The sequence below is a fragment of the Mesorhizobium temperatum genome (assembly GCF_002284575.1).
GTDB classification, from domain to species: Bacteria; Pseudomonadota; Alphaproteobacteria; order Rhizobiales; family Rhizobiaceae; genus Mesorhizobium; species Mesorhizobium temperatum.
Genome location: NZ_NPKJ01000048.1, coordinates 72,657 through 91,816, shown reverse-complemented (window position 1 = coordinate 91,816; position 19,160 = coordinate 72,657). Strand labels below are relative to the sequence as shown.

The following is a 19,160-nucleotide window of genomic DNA, read 5'->3' as shown; positions in this document are numbered from 1 at the left end:
AATTGGAGACAGCCATGAACATCCACCCGCAAACAGAGTTTCGGAATCATACACTGATTGTCACGGTGTCGTCGGCAGACGGCCGGCCGGTGCTGGACGGGCGAGCTTATGAAAGCCTGGCCAAGATCTTCCACGAAGCCGCGATCGACGATGATGTGCGCGTCGTGGTGCTGCGCGGCCTCGCCGGCTGCTTCTGCCTCGGCGGCGATTTTTCCGAATTCCTCGACGCCACCAAGCATCAACGATTGATCGCCGCCGTCACCGACATGTTCCGCACGTTGGCGACGTTCCCCAAACCGGTCCTTGCCTGTGTCGACGGCGACGCCGTCGGCGTCGGCTGCACCATCCTGTTCCATTGCGACATGGTGATCGCATCTGATGAAAGCACGTTCCGGGTGCCGTTCGTCGATTTCGGCCTCGTGCCGGACGCGGCGACCAGCATCCTGGCGCCGCAGAAACTCGGTTATGCTGGCGCTTTCCGCTTCTTCTGCCTGGGCGACACGCTCAGTGCCGAGGACGCCAGGTTGCTTGGCCTGGTCACGGAGATCGTGGTGGGCGATGTCGAGGAAGCCGCACTTGGCAGAGCCAGGCAACTCGCCAAGAAGCCGGTCGCCGCACTGCTGCAGACGCGTGATCTGCTCAAGGGCGACACAGGCGCGCTCTGCGATCGCATTGACCAGGAGATTTCGCTGTTTCAGCAGGCTTTGCAGGACGATACCACGCTGCGGCGGCTGCAGCGGATTGCTCGGCTGGCGGCATGAGAAGTCATTCGGCAGAATGACAGGAACTTCTGGAATCGTGCCGCGCGTCCTTGGGGGCGCGCGGCACTGCTTCAGGCCTGTATTCCCAGAAACGAGGGCCCTTCCCCGATGATCTTCTTGTCTTCCTTGCCGATGGCGTCGAGATCGCGGCCGTCATAGGGAAGCGACAACAGGATGCGCCGGATGATGGCAAGTCGCGCGCGCCGCTTGTCGTTGGCACGCACGATGATCCAGGGCGCGAATTCCTCGTGCGTGCGTTCGAACATGAGATCGCGCGCCTTGGTGTAGTCGTCCCATTTGGTGATGCCGGCAATGTCGATCGGCGAGAATTTCCAGCTCTTCAAAGGACTCCAGCGGCGATCGTGAAATCGCTCAAGCTGTGTTTCCCGACCGATGTTTAGCCAGAATTTGAAGAAATGGATGCCCTCGTTGTAGATCATCCGTTCAAAATACGGCGTCTCGTCCAGGAATTTCTCGTGCTGCTCCGGCGTGCAGAAGCTCATGACCGGCTCGACGCCGGCGCGATTATACCAGGAGCGGTCGAAGGTGACGAACTCGCCGGATGTCGGGAAGTGCGCGACATAGCGCTGAAAATACCATTGCCCGAGTTCGGTTGGGCTAGGCTTGGTCAGCGCTACGTTGCGCGCTGTCCTGGGGTTCATGTACTGGCGCAGCGCGAAGATCGTGCCGCCCTTGCCTGCGGCATCGCGTCCTTCGAACAGCGACATCACCCGCTTGCCCGTCGATTGCAGCCATGCCTGCGCCTTGACCAGCTCGATCTGCAGCCACTCGAGTGTCTCGTCATACTCGTCGCTTTTCATTTTCTTGTCGTAGGGGTAGCCGCCGGCGCTCAGCTTGTTGTCTTCGACCCAGTCCGGAAGCTTTGGATCCTCGATGTCGAACTCGCGCTCCTTTCCGTCGATGCGGATCTTCAGCGGACCTGGAACGGGTGCGGCGGCATTTTCCTTGGGGTTTTTCATCGAGACGAACCTTTCCAGCTTCCGGACTCATGCTATTGGGAGCCTTACTGCATCGGCCCGTAAATCGGAATCGATTTTCGGAGAGAACGATGCAGCAGATTAAAAGTGGTAGAGCGTCCTCTGTGCGTCCAAATGGACGCACGGCGCTCTAGCGCCGGTCCAGCGGGAAGTTTCCACCCGGCCGGCCGGGTGGGGCGGAGGCACAGTGCGCGCGAATGGCTGACAATGGCTGACATGGGCGGCGCAGAACAGCGAAGCACGGCGCAAGTGGTCGCCACCCGGTTGTGGAACAGCCGCTGGCTGCTGGCGGCAGGCATCGTCGCGGTCCTGACGGTCTATGGGTTCGCAGACATGTCCGGCTATGTGGTGCTGCTGGCATGTGCCGTGCTGCTGCTTGCCGCCGCGATGCTGCCTGCCGGCGTTGCGCGCCAGTCTGCCGAGGATGCCGCGGCGATCGAGGCGGGCGGGCTGCAACAGCTGTCGGGAGAATACCTCGCGGCGGCCGTTGCCGATCCGCTGATCATCTTCGATCGCACCGCCACGATCGTCCATGCGAACGCCGCCGCCTTCGCCGCCTTCGGCGGCATCGCACCGGGCATGTCGCTGTCGCTGAAATTCCGGGCGCCCGAGATGCAGGCCTTGCTGGACAGTATTTTATCGGGCGCCGCCGCTTCGGATGTCGTTGACTATACCGAAAAGCTGCCGGTCGAACGGGCCTATCGGGTGAGTGCGTCTTCGGTCGGTCACGGCACAGACCTCTATGTGCTGGTCTTCAAGGACCAGAGCGAGGCGCGACGCATCGACCGGATGCGGGCCGACTTCATCGCCAATGCCAGCCATGAACTGCGCACCCCGCTCGCCTCGATCTCCGGTTTCATCGAGACGCTGCGCGGCCCGGCCCGCAACGACCCGGCGGCGCGCGAGCAGTTCCTGCAGATCATGCAGAACCAGACCGGCCGCATGGCGCGCCTGATCGACGACCTGCTGTCGCTGTCGCGACTGGAAATGAAACCTTATCTGAAGCCGGGAACCGAGGTCGATCTCCGCCAGACCCTCGACAGCGTCATCGACTCGCTGGGGCCGCTTGCCGGGGAAAACGGCGTTGCCATAGAGCGGGATTTCGCGGAAGGGCCGCTCAATGTGCCGGGGGATCGCGATGAACTTTTCCAGGTTTTCGAGAATCTGCTGGAAAACGCCTGCAAATACGGACAGTCGGGTGGACGTGTCGTGGTGACGATTGCTCATAGCGATGACGGTCCCGAACCGGGCATCGACATCACCATACGGGACTTCGGTCCCGGCATTCCCGAGGAGCACATCCCGCGCATCACCGAACGCTTCTACCGCGTCGATGTCGAAAACAGCCGGACCCAGAAAGGCACCGGGCTTGGCCTGTCCATCGTCAAGCATATCCTGACGCGCCACAACGCCAGGCTCTCAATCAAGTCGGAGGTCGGCAAGGGCGCAGCTTTCACGGTGCATTTGCCGGCGCACTGACGCCTCACTATCTAAGAACGCGTGGGCCCGAAAACCGGAAGATTTTAGGATGCCGGATGCGTGGATAAGGGACTTAGAGCGTACGCTGTGTCCAAGTGGACGCACGTCGCTCTAACGGTTTCTTTTTTCTGTCATCCGGCTAGCGTATCAGCGGGGATTCGAGGAAACGACTCGGACCAGAAGACCCCGGGAAGGCATCTCTATGCAGTCCGTGCACATCGTCAGCGCCTATGACGAGGAGCTGAAGTATCTGTCGAAGCGCATCGCCGCGATGGGCGGGCATGCCGAACGCATGGTCGAACAGGCGATCGCGGCGCTGGTCAACGCCGACCCCGGCCTTGCCCAGAAGGTCATCCGTGACGATGCCGTTCTGGACGAAGGGCAGCGCGAGATCGACGACAAGGCGATCATTATCATCGCCAAGCGCCAGCCGATGGCGACGGATTTGCGCGAGATCGTCGGCGCGATCCGCATCTCCGCGGACCTCGAACGGGTCGGCGACCTCGGCAAGAATGTCGCCAAGCGCGTGGTTGCCGTCATAGAAGGACGCCAGCCGACCAGTCTGTTCCGCGGCATCGAGGCCTTGGCCGACCTGGCGTTGACGCAGCTCAAGGAAGTGCTCGACGTCTACGCGTCGCGCTCGGTGGAAAAGATCGGCTTCGTGCGTGATCGCGACGATCAGATCGACGCCGTGTACACCTCGCTGTTTCGCGAGTTGCTGACCTACATGATGGAAGATCCGCGCAACATCACGCCTTGCACGCACCTGCTGTTTTGCGCCAAGAATATCGAGCGGATCGGCGACCACGCCACCAATATCGCCGAGACGATCTACTACATCGTCACCGGCGACCAGATGCCGGCCGAGCGGCCGAAGGGCGACAAGACAGACAAGATTGTGCTTGCCGCAACGCTACCGGGGAAGTGAACGGCTGCCTCTCGAACCCATTGCTGATTTAGGCTAAGCTTTACCGAACGTTCCTGATCCTGACCCGAGGCCATGCCTTCAGGAGGTAGCGATGGAAACCGTTCGGAACCTGACGCCGGCCCCGCCGACATCGGCCATCATCGCTTCCAGCGTCTATACCGCCGGCCGGCGTGTCGCCGACATCCCGATCGAGGAAGCTGGCGAATGGGCCAAGAAGCCAGGTCATGTTGTCTGGATCGGCCTGCTGGAGCCGGACCGCAACCTGTTGCTTCGCGTCCAGGCGCAGTTCCACCTGCACGATCTGGCGATCGAGGACGCCGAGCATCCGCATCAGCGGCCGAAGATCGAGCAATATGGCGATGCGTTGTTCATCGTTGCCCGCACGGCTCAACTGATCGACAGGCGCGTCACCTTCGGCGAGACGCATCTGTTCGTCGGCGCCGGCTACATCGTCAGCGTCAGGCACGGTCCGTCGACTTCTTATGCCGCCGTTCGCCAGCATTGGGAAAGTTGCCCGCATTCGCTGGCCAAGGGCGAGGATTTCGTCCTCTATGCCATTCTCGATTTCATCGTCGACAACTACATGCCGGTGCTCGAGCAGATCGAGGACGAGGTCGAGGCGATCGAGGACAGGGTTCTGCTGAAGCCGATGACAGGCTCCGACATAGAGCGGCTCTACATGCTGCGCCGCGATCTCTTGCGCCTGCGCAATGCCGCGCTGCCGCTGGTGGAAGTCTGCCGCCGGCTGACCAGCGCCGACCTGCCGCAGATCCATGCGGCCATGCACCCGCTGTTCCGCGACGTCACCGACCACATCCGCACCGTCCAGGAGAAGATCGACAGCTTGCGGGAGGTGCTCGCCTTTGCCTTCGAGGCGAGCCTCCTGGTTGGCCAGAGCCAGGAAACGGCGATCACCAAGAAGCTCGCCTCATGGGCTGCAATCCTGGCGGTGCCGACGGCGCTCGCAGGCATCTACGGCATGAACTTCAACGACATGCCGGAACTTAGGATGGAATATGGCTACCCGATCGTTCTGGGAGCGATTATTTTGGTCTGCTCGGTTCTCTACTGGCGCTTCCGCAAGAGCGGCTGGCTGTGAAGAAAGCGAATGGCGAATAGGGCAAGAAACGAACTTGCGCCTTTCGCAAAGGCAATTCGCTATTCAGCGACTGCGCCGCCGCTCCGAAGCGGGCTGAAACGCTATGCGAGCGTGGTACTTGCAATAGGGTCCGGTTTCGGCCGCGTCGTTGCCGCAGAAATGGAACTCTTCCGAAAGCGGATCGCCATTCGGCCATTTGCATGTCCGCTCGGTCAACTCGACGAGTTGCAGATGCCGCGAGATCGGCACGACCACGTTCTCGACCGGACGGACGTAATGACGCGCCACCGGTACGGTGTCGAATTGCGCCTGCAGCGCGGTCGCGCCGATCGACGTGGTGATATGCCGCGCAGTGCTTGCCGCCCGCGACACCGATTTCTGGACGCTCGATCCTTGCACGCTCTTCTTCTGGCGTGCCGGCGTGGCGGTCGAGCGTCCGCGGCCCGACAGTTTCAGCCGATGCACCTTGCCGATGACGGCATTGCGGCTGACGCCCCCGAGCTGTGCGGCGATCTGGCTGGCGCTCAGTCCCTCCGACCACAATTTTCTAAGAAGTTCGACCCGCTCGTCAGTCCAATTCATGAGACCGCGCTCCTGCTGAAATGTGCGGCGATCGGAATCCTTCCACGATCCGGCTTCCGCCGGGCAGACACCACATATATCGGGTGATTAGGTCCGCCGCACGAAATCTAGTTATTTCTCGACTACAATTACCTTATGCGCTGACTCGGTGACAAGAGTCTGAGGGCCAACACGAATCGGTTTTTTCGGTTTTCCCCAACTTGCCCGGTCGCTGATGAGCCGGCGTCTCGCTGGAGAGCTTGCCGCGCGTCCTTGCGCGACGTTTTCGTTGACTTCATGGCCGAAAAACACGATAAGCCGCAAAGGCCGCCGCTTTGGCGGCTTTTTGATTTTCCGGTTCCGGAGACGCATATAATGAGCGGTTCGGCGCTTTTCGAGACCTTTACCCGCGCACCCCTGGCCTTCGACCATGGGGAAGGCACTTGGCTGGTCACCGACAAGGGCGAGCGATATCTCGATTTTGGCGGCGGCGTCGCCGTGAATTCGCTGGGCCATAGCCATCCGCATCTGGTCTCGGCACTCACCGAGCAGGCGGCCAAGGTCTGGCATGTCTCCAACCTCTACGAGATTCCGGGGCAGAGCCGTCTGGGCGAGCGGCTGGTCGACGCCACCTTCGCCGACAAGGTGTTCTTCACCAATTCCGGCGCTGAGGCGCTGGAATGCGCCATCAAGACGGCGCGGCGCTACCACTTCGTCAACGGCCATCCCGAGCGCTTTCGCATTATCAGCTTCGAAGGCGCCTTTCATGGCCGCACGCTGGCGACCATCGCCGCCGGCGGCCAGTATAAATACCTGGAAGGCTTCGGACCCAAGGTCGAAGGTTTCGACCAGGTCGGCTTCGACGACATCGACGCCGCCGAAAAGGCGATCACATCAGAGACCGCCGCGATACTGATCGAGCCGGTGCAGGGCGAGGGTGGCATCCGCCCGGTGCCGACGCAGTCGCTGAAGCGGCTGAGGCAGCTCTGCGAACAGCATGGCCTGCTCCTGATCTTCGATGAGGTCCAGTGCGGCATCGGCCGCACCGGAAAACTGTTCGCGCATGAATGGGCTGGCGTCACGCCCGACATCATGGCGGTTGCCAAGGGCATCGGCGGCGGCTTCCCGATGGGCGCCTGTCTCGCCACCGACGAGGCGGCCGTCGGCATGACCGCCGGCGTGCACGGCACGACTTTCGGCGGCAATCCGCTGGCGATGGCGGTCGGCAACGCCGTGCTCGACGTGGTGCTGGAAGACGGCTTCCTGGAGGATGTCCAGCGCAAGGCGTTGCTGCTGAAGCAGGGGCTGGCGGGCATCGCCGACGAGTTTCCTGACATCATCGAAGACATCAGGGGCACCGGCCTGATGCTCGGCCTGAAATGCGCCGCACCCAACACCAAGGTGAACATGGCGTTGCGCGACCAGCATCTGCTTGCGGTTCCGGCCGGCGACAACGTTCTTCGCCTGCTGCCGCCGCTCACCGTCACCGACGCCGAGATCCATGAGGCGCTCGACCGCATCCGTGCCGGCGCCCGGGGCCTGGCCGATGCCATCGCCGCGGCTGCCGCAAAGTAACAGTCGAAAGACCCCAATGAGCCTTCGCCATTTCACTGATCTTTCCGCCGTTTCCGAGGGCGATCTGCGCTTCATGCTGGACGATGCCGTGGTGCGAAAGGCAAGGCTCAAGGCGGGCGAGCGGACAAAACCGCTCGAAGGCAAAGTGCTGGCGATGATCTTCGACAAACCGTCGACGCGCACGCGCGTGTCCTTCGACGTCGGCATGCGCCAGCTCGGCGGCGAGACCATCATGCTGACCGGCACCGAGATGCAGCTCGGCCGCTCCGAAACCATCGCCGACACGGCCAAGGTGCTGTCGCGCTATGTCGATGCGATCATGATCCGAACCACATCGCATGACCGGCTGCTGGAGCTGACCGAGAACGCCACCGTTCCCGTCATCAACGGGCTGACCGACGATACCCACCCCTGCCAACTGATGGCCGACATCATGACCTTCGAGGAGCATCGCGGTCCGGTCGCCGGCAAGACAATCGCCTGGACCGGCGACGGCAACAACGTGCTGCATTCCCTGCTGGAGGCCTCGGCGCGGTTCCGCTTCAACCTCAACATCGCCGTGCCGGAAGGCAGCGAGCCGGCGCAGAAGCATGTCGATTGGTCGACGGCGCATGGCGGCAAGTTGCACTTCACCCGCTCGCCCGAGGAGGCGGTCCACGAGGCCGACTGCGTCGTCACCGACTGCTGGGTGTCGATGGGCCAGGAGCACCGTGCTCGCGGCCACAATGTCTTCTCACCTTACCAGGTCAATGCGGCGCTGATGGCGAAGGCAAAGCCGGACGCATTGTTCATGCACTGCCTGCCGGCGCATCGCGGCGAGGAGGTCACCGACGAAGTCATCGACGGGCCGCATTCGGTAGTGTTCGACGAGGCCGAGAACCGGCTCCACGCCCAGAAGGCGGTTTTGGCCTGGTGTCTGGGCGCTTGATCCGGGCCACCTTGATCCGGCACTGCGTGGTGCCTATCTCAGGCGCATCACGCAAATCGAGCGCGTTTCGACGCATGCGCCCCGGAGGGCGGCATGGCCGCGCCCTGGAGCTTTGTCATGTTGGAAACTCATCAATTGGCTGAACAACAACCCAAACTCGGCGAATTCGGCTACGCCGGCGACGATAATGTCGTGCCCTTCGAGGTCGGCCCGCTCGACGTGCGCGGCCGCACCGTCCAACTCGGGCCGATGCTCGACGCGATCCTCAGCCGTCATGACTATCCCGAGCCGGTCGCTCGCCTCCTGGCGGAAGCCTGCGTGCTGACGGTGCTGCTCGGCACCTCGCTCAAGTTCGAAGGCAAGTTCATCCTGCAGACCCGCACGGACGGACCGGTCGATATGCTGGTGGCGGATTTTTCCACGCCGCATGCGCTACGCGCCTACGCGCGCTTCGACGCCGACCGGCTGGAGGCTCTGAAGTCTGCCGGCGAGACTTCGCAGCAGACGCTGCTCGGCAGCGGTGTCCTGGCGCTGACGATCGACCAGGGCGCCCACACGCAGCGCTATCAGGGCATCGTCCAGCTCGACGGTGAGACGCTGGAGGAGGCCGCGCGCACCTATTTTCGGCAGTCGGAACAGATCCCGACCGACCTCAGGCTCACGGTGGCCAAGCTGTTGACGCCCGGCGTCGGCGGCGCCCGCGAGCAATGGCGTGCCGGTGGCATCCTGGCGCAGTTCCTGCCGCAATCGCCGGACCGCATGCGCGTGCCCGATCTTCCGGGCGGCGACGGCGATCCGCGCCAGGAGATCCACGATCCGGCCGACAATTCCTGGCAGGAACTGCTGGCGTTGCTTGGCACCATTGAGCCGACGGAACTGATCGACCCGACGATCGGCGCCGAGCGGCTGCTTTACCGGCTGTTCCACGAGCACGGCGTGCGCGTCTTCGGCGGCGTACCGGTTGCCGACCAGTGCTCATGCTCCAGGGAGAAGATCCGCGGCATTCTCGGAGGCTTCTCCGCCGACGAGATCAGGGACAGCACCGAGGATGGCGGCATTCACGTCGCCTGCGAATTCTGCTCGAAACAGTATGACTTCGACCCGGCGGAGTTTGCCGCCGCCCAATAACGAGCGTCAGTGCTGCCTATCTGCCCGCTGGCATTCTTCCAATGGAAGTAGGAATCGCCATATACCGAGTGCGGTGCCTTCGCAGAACTTGGGTTCCTCGCCCCACGGAGTGGGGCCACCTCTCCCCTGCTTCGCGAGGGAGAGGAACCCAAGTGAGCGTCAATTGACGGTGCGCCGCGTGCCCGGCAGGTCGAGCGAAAAGGCGGGGATGGCGACATCGAACGTCTCGCCCCGCTTGTTGCGCATCGTGTAGTGGCCGACCATGATGCCGGATGGCGTTGAGAGCGGGCACCCAGACGTGTATTGATAACTGTCGCCGGGGTTGAGTTCGGGCTGGTCGCCGACAACGCCGGCGCCGCGCACTTCCTCGACCCGGCCGGTGCCGTCGGTGATGTGCCAATAGCGTGACAGAAGCTGCACGAATTCATCCGACTGGTTGTCGATGGTCACCTGGTAGCCCCAGACATAGCGGTTCTCCGACGGGTCGGAGCGATCTTCCAGGTAGAACGGCCTGACCTGTACTTCGATGTTGCGCGTAACGGCGCTGTACATAGACTACTCCACAATATGTAGACGAAACTCTCGACGCTCTCCGCAGTTTGGTCAACTGGGGAGCTTTCCGTCGTTGTCCCACTCCTCTCAGCGCAGGTGCCGAAGAACAATGTCATTTAAGTGACACATGACAATGATGGTGTGCAGGGCCGGGCGACTCAGCATTCTGTCGAACTGTTGAAACGGCTTTCATGCGGCCGGTTTTTTCTGGAGTGACCAGATATCGATGGAATTGACAGTCACAGCCGCCTTGCTTTCCACAGCTCTGCTTCTTGTCAATCTCGCCAGCATCCTGCTCGCTTCGTTGAAGCTGAAGCGGCCTGGCAGGATCACGCCGCCAGCCGGCAAGGCGCCGCCGGTGTCGATCGTCGTGCCGTCGCGCGGCGTCGAACCGTTTGCCGAGGAAACGCTCGAGCGCGCCTTCTCTCTCGACTGGCCGCGCTATGAGCTCATCTTCTGCGTCGCCCATGCCGACGACCCGGTGGTCGGGCCGATCACCGACGCGATCGCCCGCTTTCCGGCCGTGCCGGCCCGGCTGCTCGTCGGCGACGACCGCATCAGCGGCAATCCGAAACTCAACAATTGCGTGAAGGGCTGGGAGGCCGCGCGCCACCGCTGGGTCATCCTTGCCGATTCCAACGTCCTGATGCCGAGGGACTATGTCCAGCATCTGATGGCGGTATGGCGGCCGGACACTGGCCTTGTCTGCTCGACGCCGATCGGCTCGCGGCCGGACGGGTTCTGGGCGGAGGTCGAATGCGCTTTCCTCAACACGCTGCAGGCGCGCTGGCAATATACCGGCGAGGCGCTCGGCCTCGGTTTTGCCCAGGGCAAGAGCATGTTGTGGAACAAGCCCATGCTCGACGCCAATTGCGGCATCCGTGCGCTTGCCGCCGAGATTGCCGAGGATGCCGCCGCGACCAAGCTGGTCAACGGGCTTGGACTGCGCGTCAATCTCGTCGCCTCGCCCTTCGAGCAGCCGCTCGGTTTGCGCACATTTGGCGAAATCTGGTCGCGTCAGGCCCGCTGGGCACGCCTGCGTCGCGTCACCTTCCCACTGTTCTTCGCGCCCGAGATCCTGATCGGAGCGGCGCCGCCGCTGGTGCTTGCGCTGGTTGCGGCAGCAGGCGCCGGCTTCAGCCTGTCGGCAACCGCCGTCGCCGTGCTGGTAGTCGCCTATCTCCCGGAATGCGCGCTCGCCTCGGCCAAGGGCTGGCACCTGTCGCTGCGCATGATCCCGGCGATGGTTGCGCGGGACGTGATGCTTCCCGCCATCTGGGTGCGCGGCTGGCTCAGCGGTGCCGTCGACTGGCGCGGCAACACGATGACCATCCACACCAGCGCCGGTGCGGAATTGGAAGAGACCCCGTCGGGCGCCTGACCGCGCTTGGCTTGACGATTCGAGCGAAGCCGTTCGGCGCGTATCTCTATCTGGCGGCTTTCAGTGCCTGGTCGATGTCTTCGACCAGGTCATCTGTGTCCTCCAGGCCGACGGACAGCCTGAGCGTGCCTGGCCCGATGCCGAGTTCGGCACGCGCCTCATCGCTCAGATTCTTGTGCGTCGTCGTCGCCGGATGGGTGATCAGGCTCTTGGCATCGCCGAGATTGTTAGAGATCAGCACGATATCGAGCGCGTTCTGGAAGGCGAAAGCCGCCTGTTTGCCGCCCTTGACGTCGAGGCAGATCAGCGTCGATCCGCCCGACATCTGCTTCTTGACGACCGCCGCCTGCGGGTGATCGGCGCGGCCGGGATAGATGACGCGGGCGATCTCCGGCTGCTCGGCGAGGAAGTCCGCGATCCGGCCGGCACTTTCCGTCTGCTGGCGCACGCGCAGCGGCAGCGTTTCCAGGCCCTTCAGCAGCGTCCAGGCATTGAACGGCGAGAGGCTGGGACCGGTGTGGCGGAAATAGTCGTGCAGGTTCTCGTCGATCCACTTCTTGTCCGACAGGATGACGCCGCCGAGACAGCGCCCCTGGCCGTCGATGTGCTTGGTCGCCGAATAGACGACGATATGGGCGCCGAGCTGCAACGGCTTCTGCTGTAAGGGCGTGGCAAAGACGTTGTCGACGATCAGCCGCGCTCCGATCGAATTCGCAAGTGAGGCGACGGCTGCGATGTCGACGACTTCCAGCGTCGGATTGGTCGGGCTTTCAAGGAAGAACAGCTTCGTGTTGGGCCTGACCGCCTTTTCCCAATTGGCGATTTCGGTGCCGTCGACCAGCGTCGCCTCGATGCCGTATTTCGGCGCCAGCGTTTCGACCACCCAGCGGCAGGAGCCGAACAGCGCGCGCGCCGCCACGATGTGGTCGCCCGCCCGGGCGCTGCACAGCAACGCCGCTGTGACCGCCGCCATGCCGGATGCGGTGGCGCGGGCATCTTCGGCACCTTCCAGCGCACACATACGCTTCTCGAACATGTCGACCGTCGGATTGGCATAGCGCGAATAAATGAAGCCCGGTTCCTCGCCCTTGAAGCGGGCTTCCGCCGCCTGCGCCGTGTCGTAGACATAGCCTTGCGTGAGATACATCGCCTCGGAGGTTTCGCCGAAGCCGGAACGCAGCGTTCCCGCATGCACGAGGGCGGTCTGAGGCTTCCAGTTGCGCTTGTTGCTCGTCATCACCTTGTTCCAAACACCAAAAATGGTCCAAACACAAAAAAACCGGCCGCGAAAGTCGCAACCGGTCCATACGGCCTTTCGGCCCGACGGTCCTTTAGCGACTTGTTTAACGTGGCTGCAAGCCGACCGGCCAAATCACCACGGGATAACGACCCTTTAGACCTGCACCGCGCTTGCGTCAATTGCCGGCATGATTAAGAAGTTTGTACCAGCAGGTTCCGTGGCAAGGACCTGCAACAAAACGAGACCTCGCCCGGCCTTCGAGCGGAGCCAGACTTTGCGGCAGACAGGCATTCTTCCCGATCAGGACATTTCCGCGCTGTTCCAGTCGGGCGCGCTGAAGTCGCCGCGCGCGCTTGATGCCGACCAGGTCCAGCCGGCCAGCCTCGACCTCAGGCTTGGCGACAAGGCCTGGCGGGTGCGCGCCTCCTTCCTTCCCGGCCCCAACCACAGGGTCGCCGAAAAACTCGACCGCCTGAAGCTGCACGAAATCAATCTCGCCGATGGTGCGGTGCTGGAGACGGGCTGCGTCTATATCGTGCCGCTGTTCGAGAGCCTGGCACTTCCGGCAAACATTTCCGCCTCGGCTAATCCAAAGAGCTCGACCGGGCGGCTCGACATCTTCACCCGCGTGATGACCGATCGTGGCCACGAGTTCGACAAGATCGCTGCCGGCTACAACGGCCCGCTCTATCTGGAAGTCAGCCCGCGCACCTTTCCAATCGTCGTCCGTGCCGGCTCGCGGCTGTCGCAGATCAGGTTCCGCACCGGCAATGCGCTTTTGTCCGAAAGTGAGCTGCACGAATTGCACCGTGCCGAGACGCTCGTCGCCACCGAGCCACCCAACATTTCGGGTGGCGGCATCGCGCTGTCGATCGACCTCGATGGCGACAAGGACGGGCTGGTCGGCTACCGCGGCAAGCACCACACCGGCCTGGTCGATGTCGACAAGCGCGCGGCACAGGATGTCGTCGATTTCTGGGAGCCGCTCTACAAGAGCGGCGCCGGCGAACTGGTGCTCGATCCGGACGAATTTTATATCCTCGTCAGCCAGGAGGCGGTGCATGTGCCGCCGCTCTACGCCGCCGAGATGACGCCCTTCGATCCGCTGGTTGGCGAATTCCGTGTTCACTATGCCGGTTTCTTCGATCCGGGCTTCGGCCATTCGGCGGCGGGCGGCACCGGCAGCAGGGCGGTGCTCGAAGTGCGCAGCCACGAAGTGCCGTTCATCCTCGACCACGGCCAGATCGTCGGGCGGCTGGTCTACGAGCACATGCTGAAGCGGCCGCAGGCGCTCTACGGCACTGATCTCGGCTCGAACTACCAGGCACAGGGCCTGAAACTGTCCAAGCATTTCCGCGCCGCGCGCTGATCGCCGATCAAATCAGACTGTGCTTGCCTGACCTTGTGGGCCGTGCTTGGTTGTGCCCAACCGTTAAGGTGGTTGGAACCAAGGGGAACAAGAAATGCAGATTTCAAGATGGATCGCATCGACAGCAGCAGCTGCCATGCTGGTGATGGCTGCCGGGTCCTTGTCGGCGCAAGCACAGGAAAAGTTGAAGATCGCCACCGAAGGCGCCTATCCGCCGTTCAACACCATCACCGCGGATGGCAAGCTCGTCGGCTTCGACATCGACATCGCCAATGCGCTTTGCGCTCAGATGAAGGTCGAATGCGAACTTGTCACGCAGGACTGGGACGGCATGATCCCGGCGCTCCAGGCCAGAAAGTTCGACGCCATCATCGCGTCCATGAGCATCACCGAGGAGCGCAAGAAGCAGGTCTCCTTCACCAACAAATACTATACGACGCCGCTTTCGCTGGTGGCCTTGAAGGACAGCGATATTGCCTCGACCGAACCCGCAGCACTCGCCGGCAAGACAGTCGGCGCGCAGGCTTCGACCACCCAGGCCGACTATGCCCAGGATGTCTATAGCAAGGCCGGCGCCGAGGCGAAGCTCTACCCGACCCAGGAGGAGGCGGTCGCCGACCTGATGAACGGCCGTCTCGATGCCGTCCTTTCAGACAAATTCGTGCTGATGGACTGGATGAAGAAGTCGAGCGACGGCTGCTGCAAGATGGTCGGCGACGTCAAGGGCACCGAGACCGAAGCCGGTATCGCCGTGCGCAAGGAAGACAATGCGCTGCGCGAAAAGCTCAACGCCGCGATCGATGCGATCGTCGCAGACGGCACCTACAAGAAGATCCAGGCCAAATATTTCGATTTCGATATTTATTGAGGCCGGTATGCTTCGCGCGTCCTTCCCTTCTCCCCTTGTGGGAGAAGGTGGATTGGCGCGCAGCGCCAAGACGGTTGAGGGGTGCTGGACGGAGTGATGGGTTGGCGTTCCCTGGAACATCCCTCATCCGACCGAGCTTCGCTCGGCCACCTTCTCCCACAAACAAGGGGAGAAGGAGAGGTGCCACCTTACAGCGCCTTCACCGCCACCGTCACCGGCTGCTCGATTTCAAGCGGGTTGCGTAGCGGCAGGCCGAAATCCTTGGCCTCGATCTCGAACACGTCGCCGGCCGCGGTCCTGATGCCGTCGGCGAAGGACAGTGTCGCCGTGCCGAACATGTGCACATGCACGTCGCCCGGCTGGCGGAAGGCCGAATATTTGAAGTGGTGGTGTTCGAGATTGGCGATGGTGTGCGACATGTTCGCCTCGCCCGACAGGAACGGCTTCTCCCACAGCAGCTCGCCGTCACGGAGGATGCGCGAAGAACCCCTGACGTCGGACGGCAGGTCGCCTATCAAGATCTCCGGCCCGAACGAAGCGTTGCGCAGCTTGGAATGCGCGAGGAAAAGATAATTCACGCGCTCGGTGACATGGTCGGAAAACTCGTTTGACAGTGTGAAGCCGACGCGGAACGGGGCGCCGTCGTCGCCGATGACATAGATGCCGGCGACTTCCGGCTCCTCGCCTGCATCCTCGGCGAAGGCGGGCGACAGAAGCGCCGCACCGGGCGCTACCGCCATGGTGCCGTTGCCCTTGTAGAACCATTCCGGCTGCACGCCGGTCTGGCCCTTGACCGGCTTGCCGCCCTCCAGCCCCATGCGGAACATCTTCATGGAATCGGTGAGCTGCTCCTCGCCGTCGGTGCTGAGCTTCTTGTGCATGGAATCGCGGGTCGCGGCGGAGCCGAGATGTGTCAGCCCTGTGCCGGTGAGGTGGAGATGCGCCGGGTCGGGATGGTTGATTGGCGACAACAGCCGCCCCTTCTTGTAGGCGGCATCGAGGTCGACCGCTTCACCGAAGCCCTTGCGCTCGATGAGGGCGACGAGCCCGGTGCCGGTGCGCGCGGCCTCCATCGCCAGCGAATAGACGCTGCGGGCGCCGTTGATGATCCGGGTCTTGCCGCCGTTGCGGGCAACGACGCGGATGGTCTCTGCGTCGTCAAGGATCTGGGAGATCAGCATGATGTACCCTCTCTCAATTGCCTTTGGCCTGGCTGCCGGGTTGGCAAACTTTGACCAGCGCGGCTCGGATGGTATCCGCGCCACTGGTGAACTCTTCGTCCGGATTGCGCTCGCGGGCCCGGTCCCTGAGGGACTTCTTTGCGCCGCCCGGCAGCGCCGCGATGTGACCCGTGCCTCCTAAAAGCCCGCCGCGTCTGAAAGGCGGCCCGCTTTAATCCTTGTTTTTATGCATGTCGTTGTCCCAACACGCTGCACACGTTTGGCGACATGCATTCGTTCCCTCGCCCTCAAGCCTTGTTCTTGTTGTAGACGTCGAAGACCACGGCGCCGAGCAGCACTAGGCCTTTGACCACCTGTTGCCAATCGACATTGACGCCCATGATCGACATGCCGTTGTTCATGACGCCCATGATGAAACCGCCGACCACCGCGCCAATAACCTGACCGACGCCGCCCATCGCCGAAGCCCCGCCGATGAACACAGCGGCGATGACGTCGAGCTCGCTGCCGAGGCCGGCCGCTGGCACCGCCTGGCCAAGGCGCGCCGCAATGATCAGCCCGCCGAGCGCCGAGAGCACGCCCATATTGATGAACACCATCAGGGTCAGCCGCTCGGTCTTGATACCCGATAGCTGCGCCGCCTTGGCATTGCCGCCCATCGCGTAGATACGGCGGCCGACCGTCATGCGTTTGGTGACGAAGACGAACAGCGCGATCAGCACGCCCATCACCACGAGAACGATCGGCAGGCCTCTGTAGGTGGCGAACTGGTAGACCAGGAACAGCGCCAGAGCGCTGGTCACCAGGGTCTTGACGACGAACAGCGTGAAGGGTTCGGCTTCGTAGCCATGCCGCTCGCGGCTGCGCCGTGCCCTGAGCCCGAAATAGGCATAGGCGAGCACGGCAACGAGGCCGATCACGATCGTCGTCATGTGCAGCGTCAGCCCGCTGCCGACGATGGTCTTGCCGGCGGCGTTCACGACCGGCGGGATCAGTGTCAACGAGCCGATCACGTCCGGAATGAAGCCGGAACTGAGCGCCTTGAAGCCGGCTGGAAGCGGCCCCACGGAAGACCCGCCACCCAGCAGCGCCTGGCAGATGCCGCGGAAGATCAGCATCCCCGCCAGCGTGACGATGAAGCTCGGTATTCGGTGATAGGCGATCCAGTAGCCTTGTCCCGCGCCGATCGCGCCGCCGATGATCAGGCAGATGATCGACACCACCAGCGGATTGCTGAAAGGGCCGAGAGGCCAGATGACCATCATCATCGCCGCCAGCGCGCCGATGAAACCGGCGACGGACCCGACGCTGAGATCGATATGGCCGGAGACGATGACCAGCAGCATGCCCAGCGCCATCACGATGATGAAGCTGTTCTGCTGCACCAGGTTACTCAAGTTCACCGGCTTGAACAGCGTTCCGGACGTCGTGTACTGGAAGAATACCATGATGGCGATAAGCGCCAGGATCAGGCCGTATTCGCGCAGGTTGGTGACCAGCGCCGAGACGGCAACGCGCGGCCCCTGCTGCACATCTTCGGCGACGCCGCTTTTCGGGACGGGAGCGCTTTCGGTGCTCATGATGCTTTTCCTTCTCCGCGAACGATGGCGCGCATAATCTTTTCCTGGCTGGCATCGCTCGCCGCCATTTCGCCGACGATACGTCCTTCGTTCATGACATAGATGCGGTCGGTGATGCCGAGCAGTTCGGGCATCTCCGACGAGATGACGATGATCGCCTTACCCTCCGAGGCGAGACGCGCGATGATCGTGTAGATTTCATACTTGGCACCAACGTCGATGCCGCGCGTCGGCTCGTCGAGGATCAGCACCTCCGGATTGGCGAACAGCCACTTCGACAGCACCACCTTCTGTTGATTGCCGCCCGATAGATTGCCGGTCATCTGGTAAACGCTGGACGAGCGGATGTTGGTCTTGGCCTTGTAGTCGTTGGCGACGGCGAGCTCGCGCATGTCGTCGATCACGCTATGGCGCGACACGCCGGGAAGATTGGCCAGCGTGATGTTGTGCTTGATGTGATCGATCAGGTTGAGACCGTAGGTCTTGCGGTCCTCGGTGACGTAAGCGATGCCGTGTTCCACTGCCTTGCTGACAGAGGAGACATCGATGGGCTTGCCCTTGAGCAGCACCTCGCCCGTGATGCGGCGGCCATAGGAGCGGCCGAACAGGCTCATCGCGAATTCGGTGCGTCCGGCGCCCATCAGCCCGGCGATACCCACCACCTCGCCCTTGCGGACGTCGATGTCGATGCCCTTGATCACTTGCCGCTCGGCATGGATCGGGTGATAGACCGACCAGTTCCTCACCTGGAGTACGATCTCACCGATCTCGGGCTCGCGCGACGGATAACGGTCGTCTAGCGAGCGGCCGACCATCGAGGTGATGATGCGGTCTTCCGAGATGTCTTTCTTAGGCAGCGTCTCGATGGTCCGCCCGTCGCGGATGATCGTCACCTTGTCGGCGACCCGGTTGATCTCGTTGAGCTTGTGCGAGATCAGGATCGAGGTGATGCCCTGCCGCTTGAATTCGAGCAGCAGGTCGAGCAGCGCCTGGCTGTCCTTTTCGGACAGGCTCGCCGTCGGTTCGTCGAGGATCAGCAGCTGCACTTCCTTGCTGAGCGCCTTGGCGATCTCGACCAGTTGCTGCTTGCCGACGCCGATATTGGTGATCAGCGTCTTGGGGTCTTCCTTAAGCCCCACCTTCTTGAGCAGAGCGCTGGTGCGCGTCTCGTTGGCATTCCAGTCGATGACGCCGTATCTGGCATGCTCGTTGCCGAGAAAGATGTTTTCGGCGATCGACAGCATCGGCACCAGCGCGAGTTCCTGGTGGATGATGACGATGCCGCGGCGCTCGCTGTCGTGGATGCCCTTGAAGTGGCACTCATCGCCGCGATAGATGATTTCGCCGTCATAAGTGCCGGATGGATACACGCCCGACAGCACCTTCATCAGCGTCGACTTGCCGGCGCCGTTCTCGCCGACAACGGCGTGAATCTCGCCTTCCTCTACGCTGAGGTTGACATTCGACAGCGCCTTGACGCCGGGAAACGTCTTGGTGATGTCACGCATCTCCAAAATCGTCGAGGCCATCAG

At 62.5% G+C, this 19,160-nt stretch carries 18 protein-coding genes and 1 riboswitch; of the genes, 11 read left to right on the top strand and 7 right to left on the bottom strand.

Going from position 1 to position 19,160, the window contains the following annotated elements:
- Positions 1–14 precede the first annotated feature (14 nt).
- Complete coding sequence (locus CIT26_RS16435) at positions 15–761, top strand: enoyl-CoA hydratase-related protein (protein ID WP_095493547.1); 747 nt, start codon at positions 15–17, stop codon at positions 759–761.
- Between the two features lie 71 nt (positions 762–832).
- Here CIT26_RS16435 and ppk2 read toward each other — a convergent pair whose 3' ends face one another.
- A complete protein-coding gene (ppk2, locus tag CIT26_RS16430) occupies positions 833–1,741 on the bottom strand; it encodes a polyphosphate kinase 2 (protein ID WP_095493546.1) in 909 nt (302 codons plus the stop codon).
- Positions 1,742–1,966: 225 nt separating this feature from the next.
- Here ppk2 and CIT26_RS16425 point away from each other — a divergent pair, with 225 nt between their 5' ends.
- From CIT26_RS16425 to CIT26_RS16415, 3 genes are all read left to right on the top strand, one after another.
- On the top strand, positions 1,967–3,238 hold the full coding sequence (locus CIT26_RS16425; RefSeq protein WP_095493545.1) for a sensor histidine kinase: 1,272 nt from the start codon (positions 1,967–1,969) through the stop codon (positions 3,236–3,238).
- Positions 3,239–3,440: 202 nt separating this feature from the next.
- On the top strand, positions 3,441–4,166 hold the full coding sequence (gene phoU / locus CIT26_RS16420) for a phosphate signaling complex protein PhoU (RefSeq protein ID WP_095493544.1): 726 nt from the start codon (positions 3,441–3,443) through the stop codon (positions 4,164–4,166).
- Between the two features lie 91 nt (positions 4,167–4,257).
- Positions 4,258–5,265, top strand: a complete 1,008-nt coding sequence (locus CIT26_RS16415) for a magnesium and cobalt transport protein CorA (protein WP_095493543.1) — start codon at positions 4,258–4,260, stop codon at positions 5,263–5,265.
- A 63-nt stretch (positions 5,266–5,328) separates the two neighbouring features.
- On the opposite strand, the gene CIT26_RS16410 is transcribed toward CIT26_RS16415, so the two are convergent.
- Entirely contained in the window at positions 5,329–5,847 is a 519-nt protein-coding gene (locus CIT26_RS16410; protein ID WP_095493542.1) for a GcrA family cell cycle regulator, read from the bottom strand.
- A 354-nt stretch (positions 5,848–6,201) separates the two neighbouring features.
- Here CIT26_RS16410 and CIT26_RS16405 point away from each other — a divergent pair, with 354 nt between their 5' ends.
- The 3 genes from CIT26_RS16405 to CIT26_RS16395 all read left to right on the top strand — a co-directional run bounded on the left by CIT26_RS16405 (position 6,202) and on the right by CIT26_RS16395 (position 9,457).
- Positions 6,202–7,401, top strand: coding sequence for an aspartate aminotransferase family protein (locus CIT26_RS16405; RefSeq protein WP_095493712.1), 1,200 nt, complete (start codon positions 6,202–6,204; stop codon positions 7,399–7,401).
- A 16-nt stretch (positions 7,402–7,417) separates the two neighbouring features.
- On the top strand, positions 7,418–8,329 hold the full coding sequence (gene argF, locus CIT26_RS16400) for an ornithine carbamoyltransferase (RefSeq protein WP_095493541.1): 912 nt from the start codon (positions 7,418–7,420) through the stop codon (positions 8,327–8,329).
- Between the two features lie 93 nt (positions 8,330–8,422).
- Positions 8,423–9,457: an Hsp33 family molecular chaperone gene (locus CIT26_RS16395; protein WP_095493540.1), complete on the top strand. Its 1,035-nt coding sequence runs from the start codon at positions 8,423–8,425 to the stop codon at positions 9,455–9,457.
- Positions 9,458–9,616: 159 nt separating this feature from the next.
- On the opposite strand, the gene apaG is transcribed toward CIT26_RS16395, so the two are convergent.
- Complete coding sequence (apaG, locus tag CIT26_RS16390; RefSeq protein ID WP_065005838.1) at positions 9,617–10,009, bottom strand: Co2+/Mg2+ efflux protein ApaG; 393 nt, start codon at positions 10,007–10,009, stop codon at positions 9,617–9,619.
- Between the two features lie 226 nt (positions 10,010–10,235).
- Between apaG and CIT26_RS16385 the strand changes: the two genes are divergently transcribed.
- Positions 10,236–11,390, top strand: coding sequence for a ceramide glucosyltransferase (locus CIT26_RS16385; protein WP_095493539.1), 1,155 nt, complete (start codon positions 10,236–10,238; stop codon positions 11,388–11,390).
- Between the two features lie 46 nt (positions 11,391–11,436).
- Here the strand turns inward: CIT26_RS16385 and CIT26_RS16380 are convergent, their stop codons facing one another.
- On the bottom strand, positions 11,437–12,627 hold the full coding sequence (locus CIT26_RS16380) for an O-succinylhomoserine sulfhydrylase (RefSeq protein WP_095493538.1): 1,191 nt from the start codon (positions 12,625–12,627) through the stop codon (positions 11,437–11,439).
- Between the two features lie 74 nt (positions 12,628–12,701).
- A riboswitch (SAM riboswitch) is annotated at positions 12,702–12,779 on the bottom strand.
- Positions 12,780–12,904: 125 nt separating this feature from the next.
- Between CIT26_RS16380 and CIT26_RS16375 the strand changes: the two genes are divergently transcribed.
- Both CIT26_RS16375 and CIT26_RS16370 read left to right on the top strand, forming a co-directional pair.
- Positions 12,905–13,999, top strand: coding sequence for a 2'-deoxycytidine 5'-triphosphate deaminase (locus CIT26_RS16375; RefSeq protein ID WP_095493537.1), 1,095 nt, complete (start codon positions 12,905–12,907; stop codon positions 13,997–13,999).
- 94 nt (positions 14,000–14,093) lie between these two features.
- Entirely contained in the window at positions 14,094–14,867 is a 774-nt protein-coding gene (locus CIT26_RS16370) for an ABC transporter substrate-binding protein (protein WP_095493536.1), read from the top strand.
- A 188-nt stretch (positions 14,868–15,055) separates the two neighbouring features.
- On the opposite strand, the gene araD1 is transcribed toward CIT26_RS16370, so the two are convergent.
- Positions 15,056–16,048, bottom strand: a complete 993-nt coding sequence (gene araD1 / locus CIT26_RS16365; protein WP_095493535.1) for an AraD1 family protein — start codon at positions 16,046–16,048, stop codon at positions 15,056–15,058.
- On the opposite strand from araD1, the gene CIT26_RS16360 reads away from it, so the two are divergent.
- Positions 16,047–16,229, top strand: coding sequence for a hypothetical protein (locus CIT26_RS16360; protein WP_095493534.1), 183 nt, complete (start codon positions 16,047–16,049; stop codon positions 16,227–16,229). The genes araD1 and CIT26_RS16360 overlap by 2 nt on opposite strands.
- 106 nt (positions 16,230–16,335) lie before the next feature.
- Here the strand turns inward: CIT26_RS16360 and mmsB are convergent, their stop codons facing one another.
- Entirely contained in the window at positions 16,336–17,628 is a 1,293-nt protein-coding gene (gene mmsB, locus CIT26_RS16355) for a multiple monosaccharide ABC transporter permease (RefSeq protein ID WP_029356823.1), read from the bottom strand.
- Entirely contained in the window at positions 17,625–19,157 is a 1,533-nt protein-coding gene (gene mmsA, locus CIT26_RS16350; protein ID WP_095493533.1) for a multiple monosaccharide ABC transporter ATP-binding protein, read from the bottom strand. The genes mmsB and mmsA overlap by 4 nt, the downstream gene beginning before the upstream one ends.
- Positions 19,158–19,160: the final 3 nt, after the last annotated feature.